Origin of the sequence: Rhodococcus sp. C-2 (assembly GCF_027854095.1) — a bacterium.
In the GTDB taxonomy this organism is placed as follows: Bacteria; Actinomycetota; Actinomycetes; order Mycobacteriales; family Mycobacteriaceae; genus Rhodococcus_F; species Rhodococcus_F qingshengii.
Map to the genome: position 1 here is coordinate 71,614 of NZ_JAQGFI010000007.1, position 19,272 is coordinate 90,885.

Sequence of the window (19,272 nt, forward strand, 5' to 3'; positions counted from 1 at the left end):
GGTGGATGCGACCGGTTCGATCGGTGCGCAGTCGCCACATCCGAGCAACCGCACCGAGTGGCCGCGAGGTCCCGCAGACGGTACTTTTCGCAGCTCTCTGGACACTTCGCGAAATCGGACCTTCGAATCAAGTTCTCGCGCAACCATTCTGACGCAGCTTGTGTCAATGGCGCTACACCCACGGCTGCCCGCAAGGTTTGACCGCCCCGGTTGCTGTTACGCCTTGGGATCCGGAGCCCAGAGATTCTGTGACACTCGCGGGCCGCTCCGCACAGCGTGTTGCACGCGACTCAGCCGCCATTGGTGGACTCTTGCCTACCGACTCGTCGTCGCAGAACTTCGTCAGACGACCTTTGCCACAACGGAAGGGCTACAACGATTGGTCGGGCCCGGTCAACGACGCGGGACCGGTCGTCGGTTGGTGTGCGCCGGTGAACCGCTCGACGACGGATACAACGACGATCGCGAGTGCCAGGATTCCAACGGTCCGGGCGAGTGACTTCAGGGTCTTCGGAAGTGCCTTCTTCATGCGAGGCAGATTACTGCGGACGGCACGTAATTTGTGGGCTAGGTTTCGGTCCGTATCGGACTGCTCTGCCCAGTGGCCGCTCGTCCACGCAGTGTGACTATCCGTGAATCAAATCTTGTGGTGCCCCCGGCAGGATTCGAACCTGCGACCAAGAGATTAGAAGGCTCTTGCTCTATCCCCTGAGCTACGGAGGCGCGTGGAACATCATACTCGAGGGTTCGGGATGTGACGCGCGCCGCCCAACTCCGACGCGTTGTCGTAGTCGGTTCGCGAAGGTCCTACCCTTGAGGTATGGCTACACCCGACCTCGCGCCGACAGATTCCCCACCGGAGTCCACACAGCACAGCGGTGCACCCGCTTCTTCGACCGCGATATTCGTGGTCAGCGGACTCATCGCAGGGCTCACTGCAGCCATCGTGGTGGGATTCTCCGCGTCGCAGGCACTGACTCTTCTGGGTATTCCGGATCCAGGCCCGATCACCACGTACGGCCTGCCCGCGATGCGGGCACTGGGGGAGATCGCCGCGGTCATCGCGATCGGGTCACTGCTGCTGGCCGCGTTCTTCGTGCCGCCGCAGAAGTCGGGCGTCCTCGACGTCGACGGCTATCGGGCAGTCCGAACTGCATCGCACGCCGCGATCGTGTGGGCGATCTGTTCGTTCACGATGGTGCCTCTGACGCTCTCTGACACGTCGGGTCAGCCGTTTGCCGAAGCGATCAAACCGGCGAACCTGTGGTCGGGACTCGATCAGGTCGAGATCGCCGGCGCTTGGCGTTGGACTGCGATCATCGCGGTTGTTCTGGCGATCCTGGCCCGACTGACACTGCGCTGGTGGTGGACCCCGCTACTGCTGCTGGTCGGTCTTCTCGGACTGATGCCGCTCGCTCTCACCGGTCACTCGTCTTCGGGCGGGTCGCATGACATCGCTACCAATAGTCTGATCCTGCACCTCGTGGCGGCTTCGCTCTGGGCCGGCGGGTTGTTCGCGCTACTGGCACACGCGCGCCGCGGCGGCGATTACACCGACGTAGCAGCCCGACGCTTTTCGACGGTCGCATCCATCTGCTTCGTCGTCATGGGATTCAGCGGCGTCATCAACGCGATTGTCCGTCTGCCTCTCGACGACGTATTCACCACGACATATGGACGATTGATCGTCGCGAAAACAGTTGCACTGATCATCCTCGGGTTCTTCGGTTGGGCTCAGCGGAGTCGGGCGCTACCGGCGCTGGCGGAGAATCCGAAGAGTCGCTCTGCCCTGATTCGATTTGCCGGCGCTGAAGGCATCGTGATGGCGGCAACCATCGGTCTCGCGATCGGCCTCGGTCGTACCCCGCCGCCCCCGCCGCTGTCGATTCCCTCGATCCCCGAGGTCGAACTCGGTTACAACCTTCCGGACCCGCCGTCGTTCATGGCCTTCGTGACGGACTGGCGATTCGACCTCATGTTCGGCACCGCCGCGATCGCCGCGGCGATTCTGTACGGAATCGGTCTGCGCAAGCTGGCCAAGCGTGGGGATTCCTGGCCTGTCGGCCGAACCATCGCCTGGATGAGCGGTTGTGCGGTGCTCCTGATCGCCACGTCTTCGGGCGTCGGCAAGTACGCGCCGGCAGTCTTCAGCGTTCACATGGGTGCGCACATGGCGCTGTCGATGTTGGGCCCAGTCCTGCTGGTTCTGGGTGCGCCGATCACTTTGGCTCTGCGGGCCCTGGATCCGGCAGGCAAGGACGGCGTGCCCGGCATTCGCGAGTGGATTCTGACCGCTCTGCACAGCCCGTTCTCGCGATTCATCACCCACCCGATCGTGGCGGCAGTTCTCTTCGTCGGCGGTTTCTACGCGCTGTATCTCGGCGGAATCTACGGTGCGACGGTCGACTCGCACAGCGCTCACCTGCTGATGAACCTGCACTTCATCCTCAGCGGCTATCTCTTCTATTGGGTGGCGATCGGAATCGACCCGTCACCACGTCAATTGCAGCCAGTGACCAAGCTGGCAATGGTCTTCGGCTCACTTCCGTTCCACGCCTTCTTCGGCGTGGCATTGATGAGCACCACCGCCGTCATGGGCGGCGCGTACTTCCGTTCGCTCGGCCTCGGCTGGAACAACGACCTGATCGGCGATCAGCAGCTGGGCGGCAGCATCGCGTGGGCGACCGGCGAGATCCCGCTCATGGTGGTCATGCTCGCGCTACTGGTTCAGTGGTCGCGCAGCGATGGCAGGACAGCGCGCCGAACCGACCGTGCGGCCGAGCGCGACCACGACGCCGACCTCGCCGCGCACAACGCGATGTTCGCCGAATTGGCCAGGCGAGACCGCGAAGGGTGGAAACCCCGTGAGGCTGCTGACGCGGAGACTGCAAGCGAGGACTCTGCGGACGAGACACCCAGCGAGAAGAAATCCGACGAATCCTCCACTAGCACTTAGCTCCGACACTGCCCGGGCCGTTTGGCTCGGGCAGTGCTGTTTCTCCACAGCTGTTCCACCGATGCACAGGTGGAAATCGAAGATCCCGAGCCACGCGTTTGTCGTTCCACAATCGAAACTGCCGACGCAGTGATCGGCCCCGCGGCAGTTGGCGGGTTCTGGAGTTCGAAGGGGGATCGGACATGTACGAAACGCATGCAACGGTTGTCGGAACCGTCATCACCAATCCGGTGAAGCGGCAGACCACCAATGGCGAAGAGGTGCTGAGCTTTCGGATGGCGAGCAACACGCGTCGCAAAGACGCGGTGACCGGAGAGTGGACGGACGGAGCGACCCTCTATCTCACGGTCAGCTGCTGGCGGCGGTTGGTCACCGGCGTCGGCGCATCCATCATGAAGGGTGATCCGGTCATGGTGGCGGGGGAGTTGCGCACCAACGAGTACACGACCAAAGAGGGTGTGCCTCGTTCCGATCTCGAGCTACGGGCGACTGCGGTAGGCGCGGACCTTGCTCGTTGCATCTCGAAGATCGAGCGTCAGAGCAAGCCGACGTCGGCGGAGAATGTCGAGGACGCAGTCGACACCGTCGCTGCGTGAGGACTCAGACCGAAGGTTTCGGGCAGTCGCGGGGCCGCGAGTCGTGCCCCGCGTCCACTCGCTCGAGAAGTTCGGTGAGAGTTGCTCGCTCCGATTCGTCGAGGTCGTCGAACACATCCGAAGATTCGCGTCGTTGAGCTTTTGCGACGTCGGCAGCGAGGGTAGCGCCGGCGTCGGTGAGCTCGAGTAACACGGCTCGCCGATCGTTCGGATCGGGAGTGCGGCGCACCCATCCGGCCTCTTCGAGGGAATCTACGACGTCGGTCGCCGACCGCGGAACGATGCGCAATCGCTCGGCAAGAAACCCGAGTCGAACCGGCTCGCCCACTCGGGTCAGTACTCGCAGCGCTCGGCTTTGCGACGGCGAGAGACCGAATGGTTCCAGCGCTGCCACCTGACGTCGGCGGATGAGCCGTGCCACGGACATCACGACGTCGGTGAGTTCGCGCTCTCGGGAATGCATAGCGTCAGTCTAGCGTTGTTGGTGTCAGCCTCATAGTGAGGTAACCTCATCAATATGAAACTAGGGTGAGAAAGCCTCCAGGAGGTAGAACGTGAAACCAGATCACATGCGAAACATCGAACGATCCGCTGTCGAGATCACTCCGGCGGAATCCGTACCGGCAAAACGCGTACTCGGACTGTTCGCGCCGTATCGAACTCAGATCGCCATCGTCACCGCGGTCATCACACTCAGCGCGATCGTGGCGCTGGGCAGCCCGCTGCTCCTACGCGAAATGCTCGACAAGGCGATCCCGGACAAGAACCTCGGACTCGTGAGCGTTCTGGCCATCGGCATGATCGCCATTGCCGTGATCACGAGCTGTCTCGGCGTGGCACAGACCTGGATGTCCAACAGCATCGGCCAGAACCTGATGCACCAACTGCGCGTGCGGGTCTACTCGCATCTGCAGAATCAGTCGCTCGGATTCTTCGCTCGAACCCGAACCGGAGAAGTTCAGTCGCGTATTGCCAACGACATCGGCGGTATGCAGTCGGTGGTCACCAACACGGCAACATCCATCGCGCAGAATGCAACGACCGTGGCAGCCACCATTGTTGCTCTGTTCCTTCTGGATTGGCGGCTTGCCATCTTCTCGCTGGCGATCTTGCCGGTGTTCATCCGTATCGCACGCAAGATCGGTGACGAGCGCCGCAAGATCTCTGGTAAGCGGCAGAAGCTACTCAGTGATCTGTCGGTCCAGGTGGAGGAATCTCTCTCCGTCAGCGGCATTCTCCTCGGCAAGACGACCGGCGCGAAGTCGGCTCTGACGGATCGATTCACCGAGCGTTCAGCGGAAGTCGCAGACGTCGAACTCCGAGCCATGATGGCCGGCAAGTGGCGCATGGCGACCATGTCGATCACCTTCGCAGCCATGCCTGCACTGGTCTACTGGTTTGCCGGTTTCACTCTCGATCACGGCAACACCATCACCGTCGGCACCCTCGTCGCATTCACCACGCTGCAAACACAATTGTTCCGCCCCACCATGATGCTGCTCAACACGGGCGTCGAGGTGCAGAGCTCGATGGCACTGTTCAGTCGCGTGTTCGAGTACCTGGATCTGCCGATCGACATCGCGGATCCGGAAGAGTCGAAGAGCTTCGACCGCACCAAGATGTCCGGCGAACTTCGGTTCGACCACGTCGACTTCTCGTATCCAGGAACCGACAGCAAGACCCTCGACAACATCGACCTCACGGTCCCGGCCGGCGGAACCTTGGCGCTTGTCGGCTCCACGGGTTCGGGCAAGACCACTCTCGGATACTTGGCCGCACGTCTGTACGACCCGACTGCGGGATCGGTGAGAATCGACGACGTCGATCTGCGGGACCTCGATCTGGCGACGGTCTCCGACCTGGTAGGTGTGGTGTCGCAGGAGACGTATCTCTTCCACACGACGATTCGTGAGAACCTTCGGTTCGCGAAACCCGACGCCACGGACGCCGAGATCGAGCAGGCAGCGCGCATCGCGCAGATCCACGAGTTCATTTCCGGTCTCGACGACGGGTACGACACCATGGTCGGCGAGCGCGGCTACCGATTCTCCGGCGGTGAGAAACAGCGCATAGCGATCGCGCGCACAGTCCTGCGGAATCCGCCGATCCTCGTCCTCGACGAGGCGACGAGCGCCTTGGACAATCGCACTGAACGTGCGTTGCAGGACGCGCTCGACGAGCTGATGGTCGGACGCACCACTCTTGTTGTGGCGCACCGACTCTCCACGGTTCGAGATGCGGATCTCATCGCGGTCCTCGACCAGGGCGTGGTTGTGGAAAAGGGCACCCACGACGAACTGGTGAAGCAAGGCGGGCGGTACGCGCAGCTGCTTGCGGCTTCGGGTAGCGACGCGGTCGAACTGCCTGCGGAATTGCAGACTGTGTGACAGTGCATCCATCGCGTTGGCGAGTCACCGAGCACCGACCAGAGGTGGCATGGATGTTCGTCCAGGCCACCTCCGCGTGGTTGTACGTCGTGCCGACGGGAACGGGAACGACTCCGATCTATCGCGGGTCCTGTCGGCGGTCAGCTGCGTGGCGCGCCGCGATGTATCCGAAAACCATCGCCGGCCCGATGGTCGCGCCTGCCCCGGCGTAGTCGTTGCCCATGACCGCGGACGAGGTGTTGCCCGTCGCGTAGAGACCTGCAATCGGTTCACCGGAACAGTGCATGACCTGTGCATGTTTGTTGTAGACGAGCCCGCCTTTCGTTCCCAGATCGCCGGTTCGTAGTCGAATCGCGTAGTACGGACCTTCGTCGATCATGTCCATCGAGGGGACTGGCAATGTCGGGTCCCCGTAGTAGTTGTCGTACGCACTTTTTCCACGCTCGAAGTCTTCGTCTACACCGTTGTGCGCAAACCTGTTGTATCGATGCACAGTGAGAGCTAATTGTTTCTTCGGAAGTCCGAGGCGGCCGGCCAACTCGTCGAGCGTGTCGCCGGTGTAGAGGAGTTCGTTGTCGAACCAGGATTTCGGGAACTTCTGCCCCGGCATGATCGCTCCGATCTGATAGCGACTTTTGGCCTTCGCGTCGAAGATGAACCACGCTGGGTCGTGACCCCCGGCAATCTGGTTGTGGACGAATGTCACGTAGGGAGCGGATTCATTGGTGAACCGAACTCCGTTCTGGTTCACGATGATCGATCGGGGAACCGACCGTTCGGAGACCAATCCGTGCATGATCCCGTCAGGTCTCTTGAACGAGGGCATCCACCACGCGTCATCCATCAGGTCAACTGCGGCACCGATTTGTTGTCCCGCGCGGATGCCGTCTCCAGTGTTGTCGACCGAACCGAGGCTGTAGTTGGCGCTGGCGTTTTCCGGGAGATACTGCCGACGCATCTCGTCGCTCTGTTCGAAACCGCCGCAGGCGAGCAGTACGCCTTTGGAAGCTCGGATTCTGACAGTGCGGCCGTTGCGCTCGGCCACCACACCCACCACGCAATCATCGTCGTCCGTGATCAGCGATTCCATCGCAGTGTTCAGCCAAAGCGGAACGCCGGCTTGTTTGATCGCCAGGCGCAGACGGCCGACCAGGGCCTGCCCGAGTGTTTCCATGTGCCTTCTGGTCAGAACACTCTTCGCTGCACGCCACCCGGTTGCCAGCGCGGCACGTCGCCCTGCCCAGGTACGCATGACCATGTTCAGTTTCACGAACTCTTTGGATGTGATGTACAGACCGGCGGGAGTCGGAAGTGCGCCGGGGCGCAGACCGGACTCGTCGGTGCCGAGCATTTTCAGGTCGAAAGGAAGCGGTTCGATAGTACGTCCACGTGGGCGACCGCCCGGCTTCTCCGGGTGATAGTCCGAATAGCCCGTACACCATTGGAATCGCATGAGCGGGCTGGTCTTCTCGAGGAACTCGAACACGCGTGGACCTTCGTCGACGAACGCGTCGATGTTGTCCTCGGGAACTCCATCACCAACGACAGCTCGCATGTACGCCCGGACGTCGTCACGGCTGTCCGAGAGCCCTTCACGGATGAGAGTTGGATTGTTGGGCACCCAGATGTTGCCGCCCGACAGCGCGGTGGTGCCGCCATAAACGTCTGCTTTTTCGATGACGAGGGTGTTCAGACCATTGGCGGCGGCTGCCAACGCCGCGGTCAACCCACCGGCACCGCTGCCGACAACGAGGAAGTCCACTTCGTGATCGAAGGACACTTCCCTTGATTTTGACGCGCGAGGCATTTGCCTCTCCTATTCAATTGGTTGAGGTTTTCTCTTCACGGGCCGCAGCCCGAAGGGGTTGACCGAGGTCAACCATGCGCTCGAGTGGACGAAGGCTGATGATTCAGCAATACAACGGCTTTCGCGGGCCTCGAACACCGATCGCCGTCAGCGGTGCTTGCGCAACTCGTGGCGTGCGACGCTCCTGATATGCACTTCGTCTGGTCCGTCGGCGATACCGAGGATCCGGGCACTCGCCCACATTCTCGCGATCGGGAAGTCGTCGGTGACACCGCCACCCCCGTGGCACTGGATCGATCGATTCAGGACGTTGCGCGCCACACGAGGACCGATGACTTTGACTGCCGCGATCTCGATCTGAGCGCCCTTGGCTCCGACCTGGTCGATGAGCCATGCTGTCTTCAGCACCAGAAGGCGGGCCTGCTCGATTTCCATTCGCGATTCGGCGATCCAGGTCCGGACAACTCCCTGATCCGAGATCGGCCCGCCAAAAGCGTTACGAGACTGGGCACGTCGAACCATCAAGTCCAATCCGCGCTCCGCCATGCCGATACAGCGCATGGCGTGGTGAATTCTGCCTGGACCCAGGCGCGCCTGTGCGATGGCGAACCCGTCTCCTTCGGACGCAAGCATATTTGTTGCCGGTACTCGAACGTTATCGAACCGAATTTCACAGTGGCCGTGTTGGTCGTGGTATCCGAATATCGGTAAACTGCGCACGATTTCGACTCCAGCGGTGGCGACGGGCACCAAGATCATCGATTGCTGCTTGTGGGGCTCTGCCTCGGCATTCGTCTTCCCCATGACTACCAGAATTTCGCACCTTGGGTCTGCTGCACCGGTCGTCCACCATTTTCGACCGTTCACGATGTATTCGTCGCCGTCCCGAACAATCGACGTCGTGATGTTTCGGGCATCGGAGGACGCAACATCGGGTTCAGTCATGGAGAAGCCCGAACGCATTGTGCCGTCGAGCAGTGGTTGAAGCCATCGCTCCTTCTGCTCGCGGGTTCCCACCAGGTGCAGGATCTCCATGTTTCCGGTATCGGGCGCCGCGCAGTTGAGGGCTTCGGGGGCAATGTAGGGCGAGCGTCCCGTCACCTCGGCGATGTGGGCGTAGTCGAGGTGAGACAGTCGTGAGAGCGCCGGCATGAACAGATTCCACATGCCCTGGCGTCTCGCTTCCAACTTCAGCGACTCGACCACGGGTGGCAAGACGTGACTGCGAGGTCCTGCGGCCTCGAGTTGTTCGGAGTAGACCGACTCAGCTGGGTAGACGTGTTCGTCCATGAATGCTTCTAGACGCGCGATGATTTCGCGCGCGGCGGGGCTCGGAGCTAAGTCCATTGACGGCACCTTTTGTCGTGAATTGTCATTCGGGGTTGGTTGAGAGGATGACTTTGCCCAGCGCTCGTCGACTCATGACTTCCTCGAGTGCGGTAGGAGCATTGATCAGCGGGTGGATGCTGTTCACATGAGGAGACAGAGCGCCACCGTCGTACATGTCGAAGAGCGCTCGCATGTTGTCCGCGTTGCACTCCGGATTACGCTTCGCCCATGCGCCCCAGAGAACTCCATGTAGCGCCCCGCCAACGACGAGGAGGCGATTCATGCCGATCTTCGGAATCTGCCCCGAAGCGTAGCCAACCGTCAAATATCTTCCTGCGGTGGATAATGCGCGCACCGCTGTAGCGGCGTGATCTCCACCGACCGGGTCGTACACCACGTCTACACCGGACGGTGCGACCTGTGCGACTCGTTCGCGAAGGTTGCCCGTTGTGTAGTTGATCAACTCGTCTGCTCCATGTTGCTTACAGACCTCGAGTTTCGCTTCGGAGGACGCCGCCGCCACCACGCGTGCACCCAATGCTTTGCCGATCTCGATTGCGGTGAGCCCGACGCCCCCGGAGGCACCCAGGACGAGCAATGTCTCTCCTGGTTGGATCGCAGCTCGGTCGACGAGTGCGTGGTAGGACGTTCCGTAGGTAACCACGAATCCGGCAGCGTCGGAGAAACTCATGGAATCAGGGATGACAAAGACCTTGTCACTGGTGACCGCCACGAGTTCCGCGTATCCGCCCATGCCGCAGAAGGCCATGACTCGCATCCCCGGGGTGACCCCTTGGACGTCCGAGCCGACACTGTGCACTACACCCGCGACTTCCGACCCGGGAATGAAGGGGAGTGGGGGTTTAGTTTGATACGTTCCGGCGACGATCAACCCGTCGGGAAAATTGACACCCGCCGCCTTGACCGAGACGAGAACTTGGTTCGGTGTCGGCGTGGGATCGTCAATTTCTGTGAACTGCAGTTGATTCGGCAACCCCAGCTGGGTACATACGTGCGCCTTCACGGCCGCTCCGACGGTACGAGGGGCGTCCGCACGAAGGTTGCCCACGCCTTGACCGCCAATCCGCCGGTCTGCCGCGTGCAGGCGAGTTCGACGTCGATCTTGTCACCTTCGTCGTCCGCATAGGTTCGTTCGACAAGCGCTGAGCATGTCAGAGTGTCATCGGGCCAAACCTGTTCGAGGAACCGAACTCGTATCGCTCGGATGTTCTCTGCACCCAGCCAATCGGTGGCGAAGGTGGCCAGGAGCCCAGCTTGGAACATCCCGACCGAAAACGGACTCGGGTACCCCGCCGCCTCGGCGAAAACCTGGTCGTGATGAATCGGATTCATGTCTCCCGACGCACCTTGGTACCTGACGAAATCGGTGCGGGATACCGGACCGACAACCCACGGGGTCGGGACTGACACTGTGTTGATCAAGATTCCTCCACAGTCGGTCGAGCAGTTTCCACTCCGGTCATAGTTGCCCGAGCAATGAGATTTCCCTGTTCGTCTTCGAAATCCGTTGTCATCACGGCAAAAGTCATCTCGCCGCCCTTCCGTCCCTGCTTCGTGTAGATGTCGACGATCCGCGAAGTGCAGTTCAGACGAGTACCTGCGCGGGGAGGTGGACCGAAGAACTCGTACTTCTGTTCGGCATGGAGTCCGCGTTTGCCGTCGAGCTCTACCTTCCGCCACGGATCCGAGCCCTCTGTCTGCCAGAGGAGGGTCGTGGTGAGAAACGTCGGGGGCACTACCGGGAACTCGTCTTCGACATAGTTCCGATTGCTCGAATACGTGGCAACGGCGAACTCACGAATCTTGCCGCGCTCGATGTCCATACGGAACGGGGTGCCCGTGATACCTAGTGACTCTTTGTCGACCACAGCTTCTCCTTCAGACCCCATGGGTGGCTATGCATGTTGGCTACTTACCGAAACGACTTCGCCCGTCATGTACGACGAGTAGTCGCTTGCAAGAAAGACCATGACGTTTGCGACCTCCCACGGCTGTGCCGCACGACCGAAAGCCTCACTCTTGCTGAGCTGTTCGAGCAGTTCGTCGCTGGTCACCTTGGCAAGGTGAGGATGCATCGCGATGCTCGGTGCAACCGCGTTGACCCGGATTCCGTGCGGTGCCACGTCGAGGGCAGAGCATCGTGTGAGCGCCATGACGCCGGCTTTCGCTGCGGCGTAGTGCGACTGCCCTTCCTGCGCACGCCAGCCGATGACCGACGCGTTGTTGACGATCACCCCCGACCCTCGTGGAATCATGACTCTCAACACTGATCGTGTGGTGCGGAAAGTGCTCGTCAGGGTCACATCGAGTACCGAACACCACTGCTCGTCGGTCATACTTTGAATGCTCGCCGTCCCGCCGAGGCCTGCGTTGTTGATGAGGACGTCGATGGATCCATACTCGGCAACCACCCGATCGACCATTGCGTCGATCTGCTGATTGTCCGTGACATCGCAAGGAACAGTGAGTGGGCGGGTGCCGAACTCGGACTCGATGCGGTCGGCGGCCGCGATCAATCTGCGCTCATGCCGGTCACTGATCGCCAGTCGGGCGCCTTCGGCAGCAAAGCGTTGTGCCGCTGCGAATCCGATTCCAGTTCCCGCTGCTGCTGTCACCAGAACGGATTTGCCTTGAGCAAGGCCGTGTCCCGGACCAGCGATCGGCGCAGTCGTCTCAGACAATTTCACTCATCGCCTCTGTCAACTCTTCCACCGTCCATCGCGAGTCTCTGGCGATGGTCTTTCCGTACTGCCACCCGAGAAACTGGCGGACTTCGCCGCCTTTGGCGTAAAACACCTGACCAGTGGCGGGGCACTTCTCGGTGAGCAGATAGGCCACAACTGGCGAGACGTTGCCTGGATGATAGGTGTCGAATGCACTCGGATCGTCAGGTGCTGCAACAAGTTCCTTGATACCGGGAACGTTCTCGGTCATCCGTGTCCTGGCCACGGGCGTAATTGCGTTGACTCGCACACCGTATCGGGCGACCTCCTGTGCGAGGATCGTTGTCAACGCTGCGATCCCGGCCTTCGCGGCGCCGTAGTTGCTCTGACCGACGGCACCGAGCAGCCCGGAGGTGCTCGATACGTTCACGATCGACGCCGCGACGGTTTCGCCCGACTTCGAACGCTCGCGCCAGTAGTTGCCGAATACAGTGCAGGGCGCGAATGTAGCGCGTAGTTGTCCCGAGATCACGTCGTCCCAATCGGCCTCGGGCATGTTCAGAAACATTCGATCACGCAGGATGCCGGCATTGTTGACCAGGCCGTCGACCGAGCCGAATGCCTCGAGGGCCAGGTCCAGGAGTTCGCTCGCGCCGTCGATCGTCGTGACGTCCGCGACACTGGCAACTGCGATTCCTCCGGCGGCGACGATTTCGTCGACGACCGATGCCGCAATACTGATGTCGTTTCCGTGCCCGTCCGGTCCGGCGCCGGTGTCGTCGACAACCACTTTTGCGCCTTCGGCCGCAAGTAGCAGGGCGTGCTCCCGGCCCAAACCACGACCGGCACCGGTTACTATGATTACTCGATCTTTCAGCTGATTCATTTCAGTTCGTTGTTCCTTTCACGTTTTCAGTTGACAAGACTCGACTGTCCAATTCGGGTGCGGGTGTGAGTCGAGCAAGGACGGCCTCCGCGTCCTGCATGATGCGTTCGACGAGTTCTGCGCTACTGGGGATGTCGTCGATCAGTCCGACGACCTGCCCGGTCGCCATGACTCCGATATCCGTGCGGCCGTCGAGGAGTGCGGATCGGTACAGCATCGGTGCGTTGGCGGCCATCACAACTTGCCGCCAGCCGAGTTCGTGGCTCTTCCGCATTTCCAGGCCTTCACGTATCAACTTCGACCAGGGTGTTCCCGAGAGACGTTGGAAAGCAACAGCATTGCGGGCAGCACGTAACATGCGCGTCGGTCCGTGGCTTGATTCGAGTTGATCGATCGTTCCTGCGCGCAGCACACGCTGAGGAACCCCGTCGATCTCGAGTGTGACCACGGTGTCGTTGACCGACTTCGAGAGATAGACATCTTTGACTGCCTGAGACACCGGTGAATCGCTGGTGAGCATGAAGCGAGTCCCCATCGCGATTCCGTCTGCACCGTAGGCGAGTGCTGAGACGAGACCTCGGCCGTCGAAATATCCGCCTGCCGCGATAACGGGGATGTCGACGGCGTCGACTACCTGTGGCAGAAGCAAACTCGTGGGGACTGCGCCTGTGTGTCCGCCGCCCTCGCCGCCTTGAACGACAACTGCGTCAACTCCCCACGCTGCAACTTTCTCGGCATGTCTGCGAGCTCCGATCGACGGCACGACAACAAGGCCTGCATCTTTGAGTCGGCCGATCAGCGCCTGGTTCGGTGCGAGCGCAAAGGAGGCGATCTTGACCCCCGATCGAATGAGAAGTTTGATTCTGCGATCGATGTCGTCCTGGTTGGCTCGCAAGTTCACGCCGAATGGTTGGTCGGTGCGGTCTTTGACGTAATCGATGGCGCTGACGAGTTCGTCGTAGGTCAGCATCGCCCCGGCGATGATTCCCAAACCGCCGGCTTTGGTTGTGGCCGCCGTAAGTCGGGCGTCCGAGACGTACCCCATGCCGGTCTGCACAATCGGATACTTCACACCGAAGAGTTCGCAGATACGGGTGTGCAGTGGCCCGGTACCTGAGTTCAGCACGGTCATGCCGGTACTTCCTTGTCACGTAGGTTCCGTGGATCGATGACGTTGCGAATCAGGTCGAGCTCCTCGCTTGTGGGGGTTCGAGTAGTGGGTACGGCTTTGGGCAGGTGGAGTTCGAACCCGGTTGCGGCTACTACTTCGTCGACGGTTACGCCGGGGTGAGTCGACACCAGACGCAACTGTCCGCTATCCGGCTCGAAGTCCAGAACTGCGAGATTTGTGACAACTCGTCGTAACTCGTGGTATCGGCTGGCCGACGGTCCGGCCTTGCGTGCATTGTCGTTTCCGACACCGGAAACCATGTCGACCTGTGAAGTGAGGACGCGTGCACTGTGTTTCGGCACCCAGTAACTTGTCGGGTGATGCACGGTATTGCTCGGCGCTCCGCGGACTCCCAAGAGTTGCACTGTCGGCCGCGAATGATCACCTATCGCGGAGATGTTGCAGTTCCCATAGGAATCGAGCTGCGTGGGAATCATCATGATGTGCCGTTTGCCATTCCAGACGAGATTGAAGATCTGGTTGAAGGGCAACCACGATTCGACCTCGCCTGCCGGAGTTCGGTCGACGGCCCACGTGCCGCGCACGGCTGACGCTTCTCCGTCGGACAACACGAGATCGGGTTCGAAAGTGTGACGCGCCAATCGCACACCGATTGCAGGTATCACGCCGAATGCGCTCGCGATCACTTCACCGTTGCCTCGGTACGCCTCGGCGCACGCGATCGCGCAGACCTCTGCCCGAGTGGCGTCACTCATGCCGGCACTCCTTCGAATTCCGCAGCGACGAGTCTCTGGTAGTCGGCCTCGGAGCCGGACAGATATCGGTCGACGAAGCGTTGCCAAGCTTCTGGATCTTTTGCTGCAGTGGCATATTCGAGTTGGAAAGCCTCGTCACGATCGTAGTCGGGTACGCAGGATGTGAAATGCGCACCACCTGGAGCGTGAACGACTCCCGATACAAGCAACCGGGGAATTCGAATCGTCGACGGATGTGCATCCGCGGTCAACTCCGCAGTGGGAACCACTTGTTCGCAAGAGACATAGACCGATTCGGCAGCTAGGCAGAACAGGTCGTCGAAGTACAGGTCCGGCCCGAGGTATTGGGCATTGCCATGCATGTCCGCGCGGTTCATATGTACCAGCGCGGCATCGAGGGGGAGCGCCGGCATCGCAACCAATGATTCGCCCGCATAAGGATCGACGATCGTCTGCAGTTCCGGATTCACCCGGAGGACGTCGGAACCGAGTCCCGCGCGAGTCGGCAGGTAGGGCATACGGATCCCGGCCGCGTACAGGCCCCATTGGAGCATGCCCTCGTCGTATTCGCTGACCTCGATACGACCAGCCTGTCGGGCTGCTCTGAAGTGAGGGTCCAGGGGTATCGAGTCCAGCGAGACGAAACCGAACACAACCTTTCGAACCTTTTCGGCTGCGCACAACAACCCCACATCAGCTCCGCCGTACGACACAACGGTCAGATCGGTCAGTTCTGACTTGAGGATCTCTCGGATGAGTGACATCGGCTTCCGGCGCGAACCCCACCCGCCGATTCCGATTGTCATTCCCGATCTCAGTCGACTTACGACATCTGCTTCCGACATTGTCTTGTCCGACACGCGTCCGTCCTCTCCTGGTATTTCACGAGCGCTCAAAGTCTCGTATCAAACGTTTGCTACGCGGTACGGAGCGACTGTAGCAAACGTTTGATTCGCGGTATAGAGTCAAAATTGCAACCTCGTCAGAGGTGACACGTGAAGACTCGTCAGGAGGACTTGAATGGAATGGTCGGATCGTCACGACTTGATACTCGAACAGGCTGCAGAACTGTTCGCCACCAAGGGGATCGCGGGCACCAAAGTTCGCGATATCGCTGATGCGGTGGGAATTCTGTCCGGAAGCCTTTATCACTACTTCCCATCGAAGGATGCAATCGCGAATACGATTGTCACACAATATCTTCAGGCGCTCACGAGCGCATACGGGTCGATCCTGGAATCTGCCGGTGACCCACGTACTCGCCTCGGTTCGCTGGTTCGAGCTTCGTTTCAGGTCAGTCAGGCGCACCCACACGCCTCCGAGATCTATCAGAACAACAGCACCTATCTCCGGAAACTTGACTCCTATCACGACATCCGTGAGGCCGCCCGTAGCACCAAGGACGCCTGGATCGCTGTTATCGAATCCGGAATGAGCGCAGGCGAGTTTCGATCCGACCTGCCGGCGGAGATTCTCTACGGACTGATTCGCGACGCTGTGTGGTTGTCGCTCCGATGGTTCAGCCCCACAGAGGAGTTCGGTCTTTCAGAGCTCGCCGATGCCGTCGTTTCGGTGTTTCTCGACGGCATCGATGCGCCGCTGAAATCAGCATCTGTCGGAAGTGGTCCCGCGCGAGAGGGTGTGAGGTCGTGAACCCGGCACCGCAGGGCGACAACGGTTTGTGTGAGCCCCTGGTGGCGGCGTGGTTCCGTGAGTATCTGCCCGATGCCACGCAAGGATTGCTCGAATTCGAACGGATCGCCGGTGGACGCTCGAACCTGACTTACTCGGTGAGCGACGAGGCAGGTTCTCGATGGGTGCTACGTCGACCCCCGCTCGGAATCAGGCATGCATCCGCCCATGATGTAATTCGCGAAGCTGACATTCTCGAGCGACTGCAGAACGTGCCGGTTCCGTCACCGATCGTTGTAGGCAAGTGCATTGACGAATCTGTGACTGGTGCTCCGTTCTTTGTCATGGACTTCATCGACGGCGCAGTCCTGCGTGATCCGGAGGTAGTACGCGCGAAAATCCCGTACGAAACGCGAGCCGGATTGGCCGCGGAACTGGTTCGCAATCTTGCCGCCCTGCACTCGGTCGACCCTCGTGAGATCGGATGGAATGCTCTGGCCGATCGGACGGACTACATCGATCGTCAGTTGAATCGGTGGTTGCGGAACTGGAAGGGTGATCGTGTGCGAGATAGCCTCGACCTCGAACGCACACATGCCAAGTTGTCTCGAAATATTCCCCCTCAGTGCAGTAGCAGCGTCGTGCACGGTGACTTTCGCCTTGACAACTGCATTGTCGGCGCCGACGGCGTGATCGCCGGAATACTGGATTGGGAACTGGCCACGGTGGGTGACCCCTTGGCAGACCTGGGCCAACTGTTGGTCTATTGGGCCGAACCCGATGACGATGTTTGTGCATTGGAGAATGCTCCGACTCGAATCGAAGGGTTCCCGTCGCGCGATGAGCTGTTGGACGTCTATATCTCTGCGGCCCAACAAGATGCGGACTTCAATATCGACTTCTACATTGCGTTCAACTGGTGGAAGATCGCATGCATTGTCGAGGGTGTGTACAGCCGCACGCTACGTGGCGCGATGGGCGAAATCGAGCGGTCGGCGGAATCGTTCGGCGCCCAGGCGGACAGGCTTGCGGCACAAGCGTGGCGAATGGCCCAACGGATTTGACGGAAATCTTCCGTGCGACTTTCTGGTCTAGTGGAATATGCCTCCGGGGCAACGTATTTCGCCCTTCTCTGTTCATGTTGCGGCGTTAACGTCCACCGTGATCCTTCTGTGAATGCTCCTGAGGTTTTTCTCTTCACACCCGATGTCAACATGGCACAATTTGTCACACTGAGATCGTTCGAACATCCGACGGTGACGGACGGCCTGGTGTCGCGGTGCTGTTGCAGCGGGCCGTAACCAGTAAGCCCGGTAGCGCTTTTCGGCTCCACGTGCCCCACATGCACCATAAATTGTGGGAATGACTTCAAGGAATTCGCATGCAAGCTTCCGCTCGTGCAGACGCTACGACCCCGGCGGGGTTCCTGGATCGACTGGCGTCGGTCATGGATGCTTTCGAAGTGTCCGGACAGCTCACTCTCAGTCAAGTTTCGCGAATTACCGGCTTGCCTCGTTCGTCGGTGCATCGCATGCTCGAGCAGCTCGTCGCCAAGAAGTGGCTCCGGCGGGATGGCACTGATTACTGCCTTGGAATCAGATTGATGGAGCTGGGAAGCCTTGCAATACAACAGGATCGATTGTATTCGGTCGCTTTGCCCTTCCTCCGCGAGTTGCATCGAGTGACCGGACTGGTAGTGCAGTTCGGAGTGCTGGACGCGCCGGATGTCGTTTACCTCGACAAGATCGGCGGAATGCTGTCCGGTGTAGTTCCTACTCGTGTCGGCGAACGTTCTTCGGCCGACAGGTCGGCTCTTGGACGTGCGCTCCTTGCGTTCGGAGGCTCCCCTGTGGGCGCTGAAGCGCCGATGACTCTAAGGCAGGAACTCAGTCGAATACGTGATACCGGCGTAGCGTACGGCGCGGGGCTGTTGAGTCCCGGCCTCAATTGCGTTGCTGCACCGGTTGGGCCGCAAGGAAACGCGATTGCTGCCGTTGCTGTTTCCGGTCCGTCCGCGATGCTCAAACTCGACTACCGAAGTGCGGTACCTGTCCGCCTTGTAGCGTCATCGATTTGGGGGGCGGTTGGCCAAACTGCGACACATTTCGATGTTCAACGCACCATGCGTGAACTGCGAGCGTTGCCGTCGGCGGGACCCAGGCGTATGCGTTCGTGAACGTCGATGATCCGTAGACTTGGTCCTGCGCTGCCGCCTCGAATCGCGTCAAATGGCGATGGGGGTGAGACGAGGCTGGCCTGGCGTCTCGATGTCCAGCCGGTGGCGGAACTGATCGAAGGCGAAGTGGACGGTTCATGGCTTCCGCAGCCGATGCCAGGGTTCTTCCTGTTCGACTCCGAAGCACGGTGGCGCACCGTGCGATACTGGCATGAGCATGGTTCAGTGTCTAACTCCCCGTCGCTCACCCAACGGCGGAAGGAGCAGGCAAAGTTGGAGATATCACGTTGTGCTGCAGAGCTTTTTGTCGTTCGCGGCGAGAATCCGGTGACTGCCGAGGGCATTGCACGCGCAGCTGGAATCGGACTTCGCACGTTCTATCGATGCTTCGGACGAAGGAAGATGCGGTGAGGCCGATACTCGCCAACGGGATCGACGAATGGCTCGGGTATATCGCGTCCAGTTCGCCGGGTACGCCTGTTGTTCAGGTGCTGGCATCCGCCGCCCGCGTCGCACTGAATTCACCTGCTGCAACACCCGATGCGATTGCGTTGATTCGCCGACTTCAAAGGATTGTTCCTGGCGATCCGGCGCTTCGGAACGCGTGGTGAGCTTGGTCAACGACACCGAGACTGCATTGGTGCTCGTACTGCGTGATTTGATGGGACCCGGCGCAGACCCACTGGAAGTGCGTTTGCTTGCAATTGCAGCGAACACGGCCCAGCGGATGGCCGTTGTCGCGTGGGTTGACGGCGACTCCCCGGCGTATGGCGACGGCTCGCCTGCGGAAGTTGCGATGAGGTGTATTCGCATTCTGACCGCGGGACTGGGGCACGTGTCGACCTGAACGCCACTGGCCTTGTCGCATTCGTATTGATCGGCGCTGAATGAACTGGCCGTTCTACTTCCGCATTTTTCTAGAACGTGTTCTA

The 19,272-nt window shown here is 60.3% G+C and carries 20 protein-coding genes and 1 tRNA gene; 8 read left to right on the forward strand and 13 right to left on the reverse strand.

Going from position 1 to position 19,272, the window contains the following annotated elements:
* Positions 1–370: 370 nt before the first annotated feature.
* Together PCS43_RS16440 and PCS43_RS16445 are read right to left on the reverse strand one after the other, a co-directional pair.
* Positions 371–529: a hypothetical protein gene (locus PCS43_RS16440; RefSeq protein ID WP_003945304.1), complete on the reverse strand. Its 159-nt coding sequence runs from the start codon at positions 527–529 to the stop codon at positions 371–373.
* Positions 530–647: 118 nt separating this feature from the next.
* Positions 648–723 (reverse strand) — tRNA-Arg (locus PCS43_RS16445).
* 97 nt (positions 724–820) lie between these two features.
* On the opposite strand from PCS43_RS16445, the gene PCS43_RS16450 reads away from it, so the two are divergent.
* Together PCS43_RS16450 and ssb are read left to right on the forward strand one after the other, a co-directional pair.
* Complete coding sequence (locus PCS43_RS16450) at positions 821–2,956, forward strand: cytochrome c oxidase assembly protein (RefSeq protein WP_073513287.1); 2,136 nt, start codon at positions 821–823, stop codon at positions 2,954–2,956.
* Between the two features lie 182 nt (positions 2,957–3,138).
* Positions 3,139–3,552, forward strand: coding sequence for a single-stranded DNA-binding protein (gene ssb, locus PCS43_RS16455; RefSeq protein WP_007733347.1), 414 nt, complete (start codon positions 3,139–3,141; stop codon positions 3,550–3,552).
* Positions 3,553–3,556: 4 nt separating this feature from the next.
* Here the strand turns inward: ssb and PCS43_RS16460 are convergent, their stop codons facing one another.
* On the reverse strand, positions 3,557–4,015 hold the full coding sequence (locus PCS43_RS16460; RefSeq protein WP_003945320.1) for a MarR family winged helix-turn-helix transcriptional regulator: 459 nt from the start codon (positions 4,013–4,015) through the stop codon (positions 3,557–3,559).
* A 106-nt stretch (positions 4,016–4,121) separates the two neighbouring features.
* On the opposite strand from PCS43_RS16460, the gene PCS43_RS16465 reads away from it, so the two are divergent.
* Positions 4,122–5,939, forward strand: coding sequence for an ABC transporter ATP-binding protein (locus PCS43_RS16465; protein WP_209911626.1), 1,818 nt, complete (start codon positions 4,122–4,124; stop codon positions 5,937–5,939).
* Positions 5,940–6,057: 118 nt separating this feature from the next.
* Here the strand turns inward: PCS43_RS16465 and PCS43_RS16470 are convergent, their stop codons facing one another.
* From PCS43_RS16470 to PCS43_RS16515, 10 genes are all read right to left on the reverse strand, one after another.
* Positions 6,058–7,746, reverse strand: a complete 1,689-nt coding sequence (locus PCS43_RS16470; RefSeq protein ID WP_007733349.1) for an FAD-dependent oxidoreductase — start codon at positions 7,744–7,746, stop codon at positions 6,058–6,060.
* 147 nt (positions 7,747–7,893) lie between these two features.
* Positions 7,894–9,093 (reverse strand): acyl-CoA dehydrogenase family protein, encoded by a 1,200-nt coding sequence (locus PCS43_RS16475; protein WP_007733351.1) that lies wholly within the window; start codon positions 9,091–9,093, stop codon positions 7,894–7,896.
* Positions 9,094–9,118: 25 nt separating this feature from the next.
* Positions 9,119–10,099, reverse strand: a complete 981-nt coding sequence (locus tag PCS43_RS16480) for an NADPH:quinone oxidoreductase family protein (protein ID WP_039973333.1) — start codon at positions 10,097–10,099, stop codon at positions 9,119–9,121.
* Positions 10,096–10,518 (reverse strand): MaoC/PaaZ C-terminal domain-containing protein, encoded by a 423-nt coding sequence (locus tag PCS43_RS16485; RefSeq protein WP_007733354.1) that lies wholly within the window; start codon positions 10,516–10,518, stop codon positions 10,096–10,098. The genes PCS43_RS16480 and PCS43_RS16485 overlap by 4 nt, the downstream gene beginning before the upstream one ends.
* Positions 10,515–10,964, reverse strand: a complete 450-nt coding sequence (locus tag PCS43_RS16490) for an FAS1-like dehydratase domain-containing protein (protein WP_003945322.1) — start codon at positions 10,962–10,964, stop codon at positions 10,515–10,517. The genes PCS43_RS16485 and PCS43_RS16490 overlap by 4 nt, the downstream gene beginning before the upstream one ends.
* A 27-nt stretch (positions 10,965–10,991) precedes the next feature.
* The gene (locus PCS43_RS16495; RefSeq protein WP_076948677.1) at positions 10,992–11,777 is read right to left on the reverse strand and encodes an SDR family oxidoreductase; all 786 of its coding nucleotides are present in this window, start codon (positions 11,775–11,777) and stop codon (positions 10,992–10,994) included.
* Positions 11,770–12,645, reverse strand: coding sequence for an SDR family NAD(P)-dependent oxidoreductase (locus PCS43_RS16500; protein ID WP_007733359.1), 876 nt, complete (start codon positions 12,643–12,645; stop codon positions 11,770–11,772). Before PCS43_RS16500 ends, PCS43_RS16495 begins: the two co-directional genes overlap by 8 nt.
* A gap of 1 nt (position 12,646) precedes the next feature.
* Positions 12,647–13,777 (reverse strand): NAD(P)H-dependent flavin oxidoreductase, encoded by a 1,131-nt coding sequence (locus PCS43_RS16505; RefSeq protein WP_042446094.1) that lies wholly within the window; start codon positions 13,775–13,777, stop codon positions 12,647–12,649.
* The gene (locus PCS43_RS16510) at positions 13,774–14,532 is read right to left on the reverse strand and encodes a CoA-transferase subunit beta (RefSeq protein ID WP_042446091.1); all 759 of its coding nucleotides are present in this window, start codon (positions 14,530–14,532) and stop codon (positions 13,774–13,776) included. The genes PCS43_RS16505 and PCS43_RS16510 overlap by 4 nt, the downstream gene beginning before the upstream one ends.
* The gene (locus PCS43_RS16515; RefSeq protein ID WP_007733364.1) at positions 14,529–15,392 is read right to left on the reverse strand and encodes a CoA transferase subunit A; all 864 of its coding nucleotides are present in this window, start codon (positions 15,390–15,392) and stop codon (positions 14,529–14,531) included. Before PCS43_RS16515 ends, PCS43_RS16510 begins: the two co-directional genes overlap by 4 nt.
* A 160-nt stretch (positions 15,393–15,552) precedes the next feature.
* On the opposite strand from PCS43_RS16515, the gene PCS43_RS16520 reads away from it, so the two are divergent.
* The 5 genes from PCS43_RS16520 (at position 15,553) to PCS43_RS16545 (ending at position 19,187) form a co-directional block, all read left to right on the forward strand.
* Positions 15,553–16,185, forward strand: coding sequence for a TetR/AcrR family transcriptional regulator (locus tag PCS43_RS16520; protein WP_007733365.1), 633 nt, complete (start codon positions 15,553–15,555; stop codon positions 16,183–16,185).
* Complete coding sequence (locus PCS43_RS16525) at positions 16,182–17,228, forward strand: phosphotransferase family protein (protein ID WP_007733366.1); 1,047 nt, start codon at positions 16,182–16,184, stop codon at positions 17,226–17,228. Before PCS43_RS16520 ends, PCS43_RS16525 begins: the two co-directional genes overlap by 4 nt.
* A gap of 317 nt (positions 17,229–17,545) precedes the next feature.
* Positions 17,546–18,340 (forward strand): IclR family transcriptional regulator, encoded by a 795-nt coding sequence (locus PCS43_RS16530; RefSeq protein WP_007733367.1) that lies wholly within the window; start codon positions 17,546–17,548, stop codon positions 18,338–18,340.
* A gap of 407 nt (positions 18,341–18,747) precedes the next feature.
* On the forward strand, positions 18,748–18,951 hold the full coding sequence (locus tag PCS43_RS16540; RefSeq protein WP_007733369.1) for a hypothetical protein: 204 nt from the start codon (positions 18,748–18,750) through the stop codon (positions 18,949–18,951).
* Positions 18,948–19,187, forward strand: a complete 240-nt coding sequence (locus tag PCS43_RS16545; protein ID WP_007733370.1) for a hypothetical protein — start codon at positions 18,948–18,950, stop codon at positions 19,185–19,187. Before PCS43_RS16540 ends, PCS43_RS16545 begins: the two co-directional genes overlap by 4 nt.
* Positions 19,188–19,272: the final 85 nt, after the last annotated feature.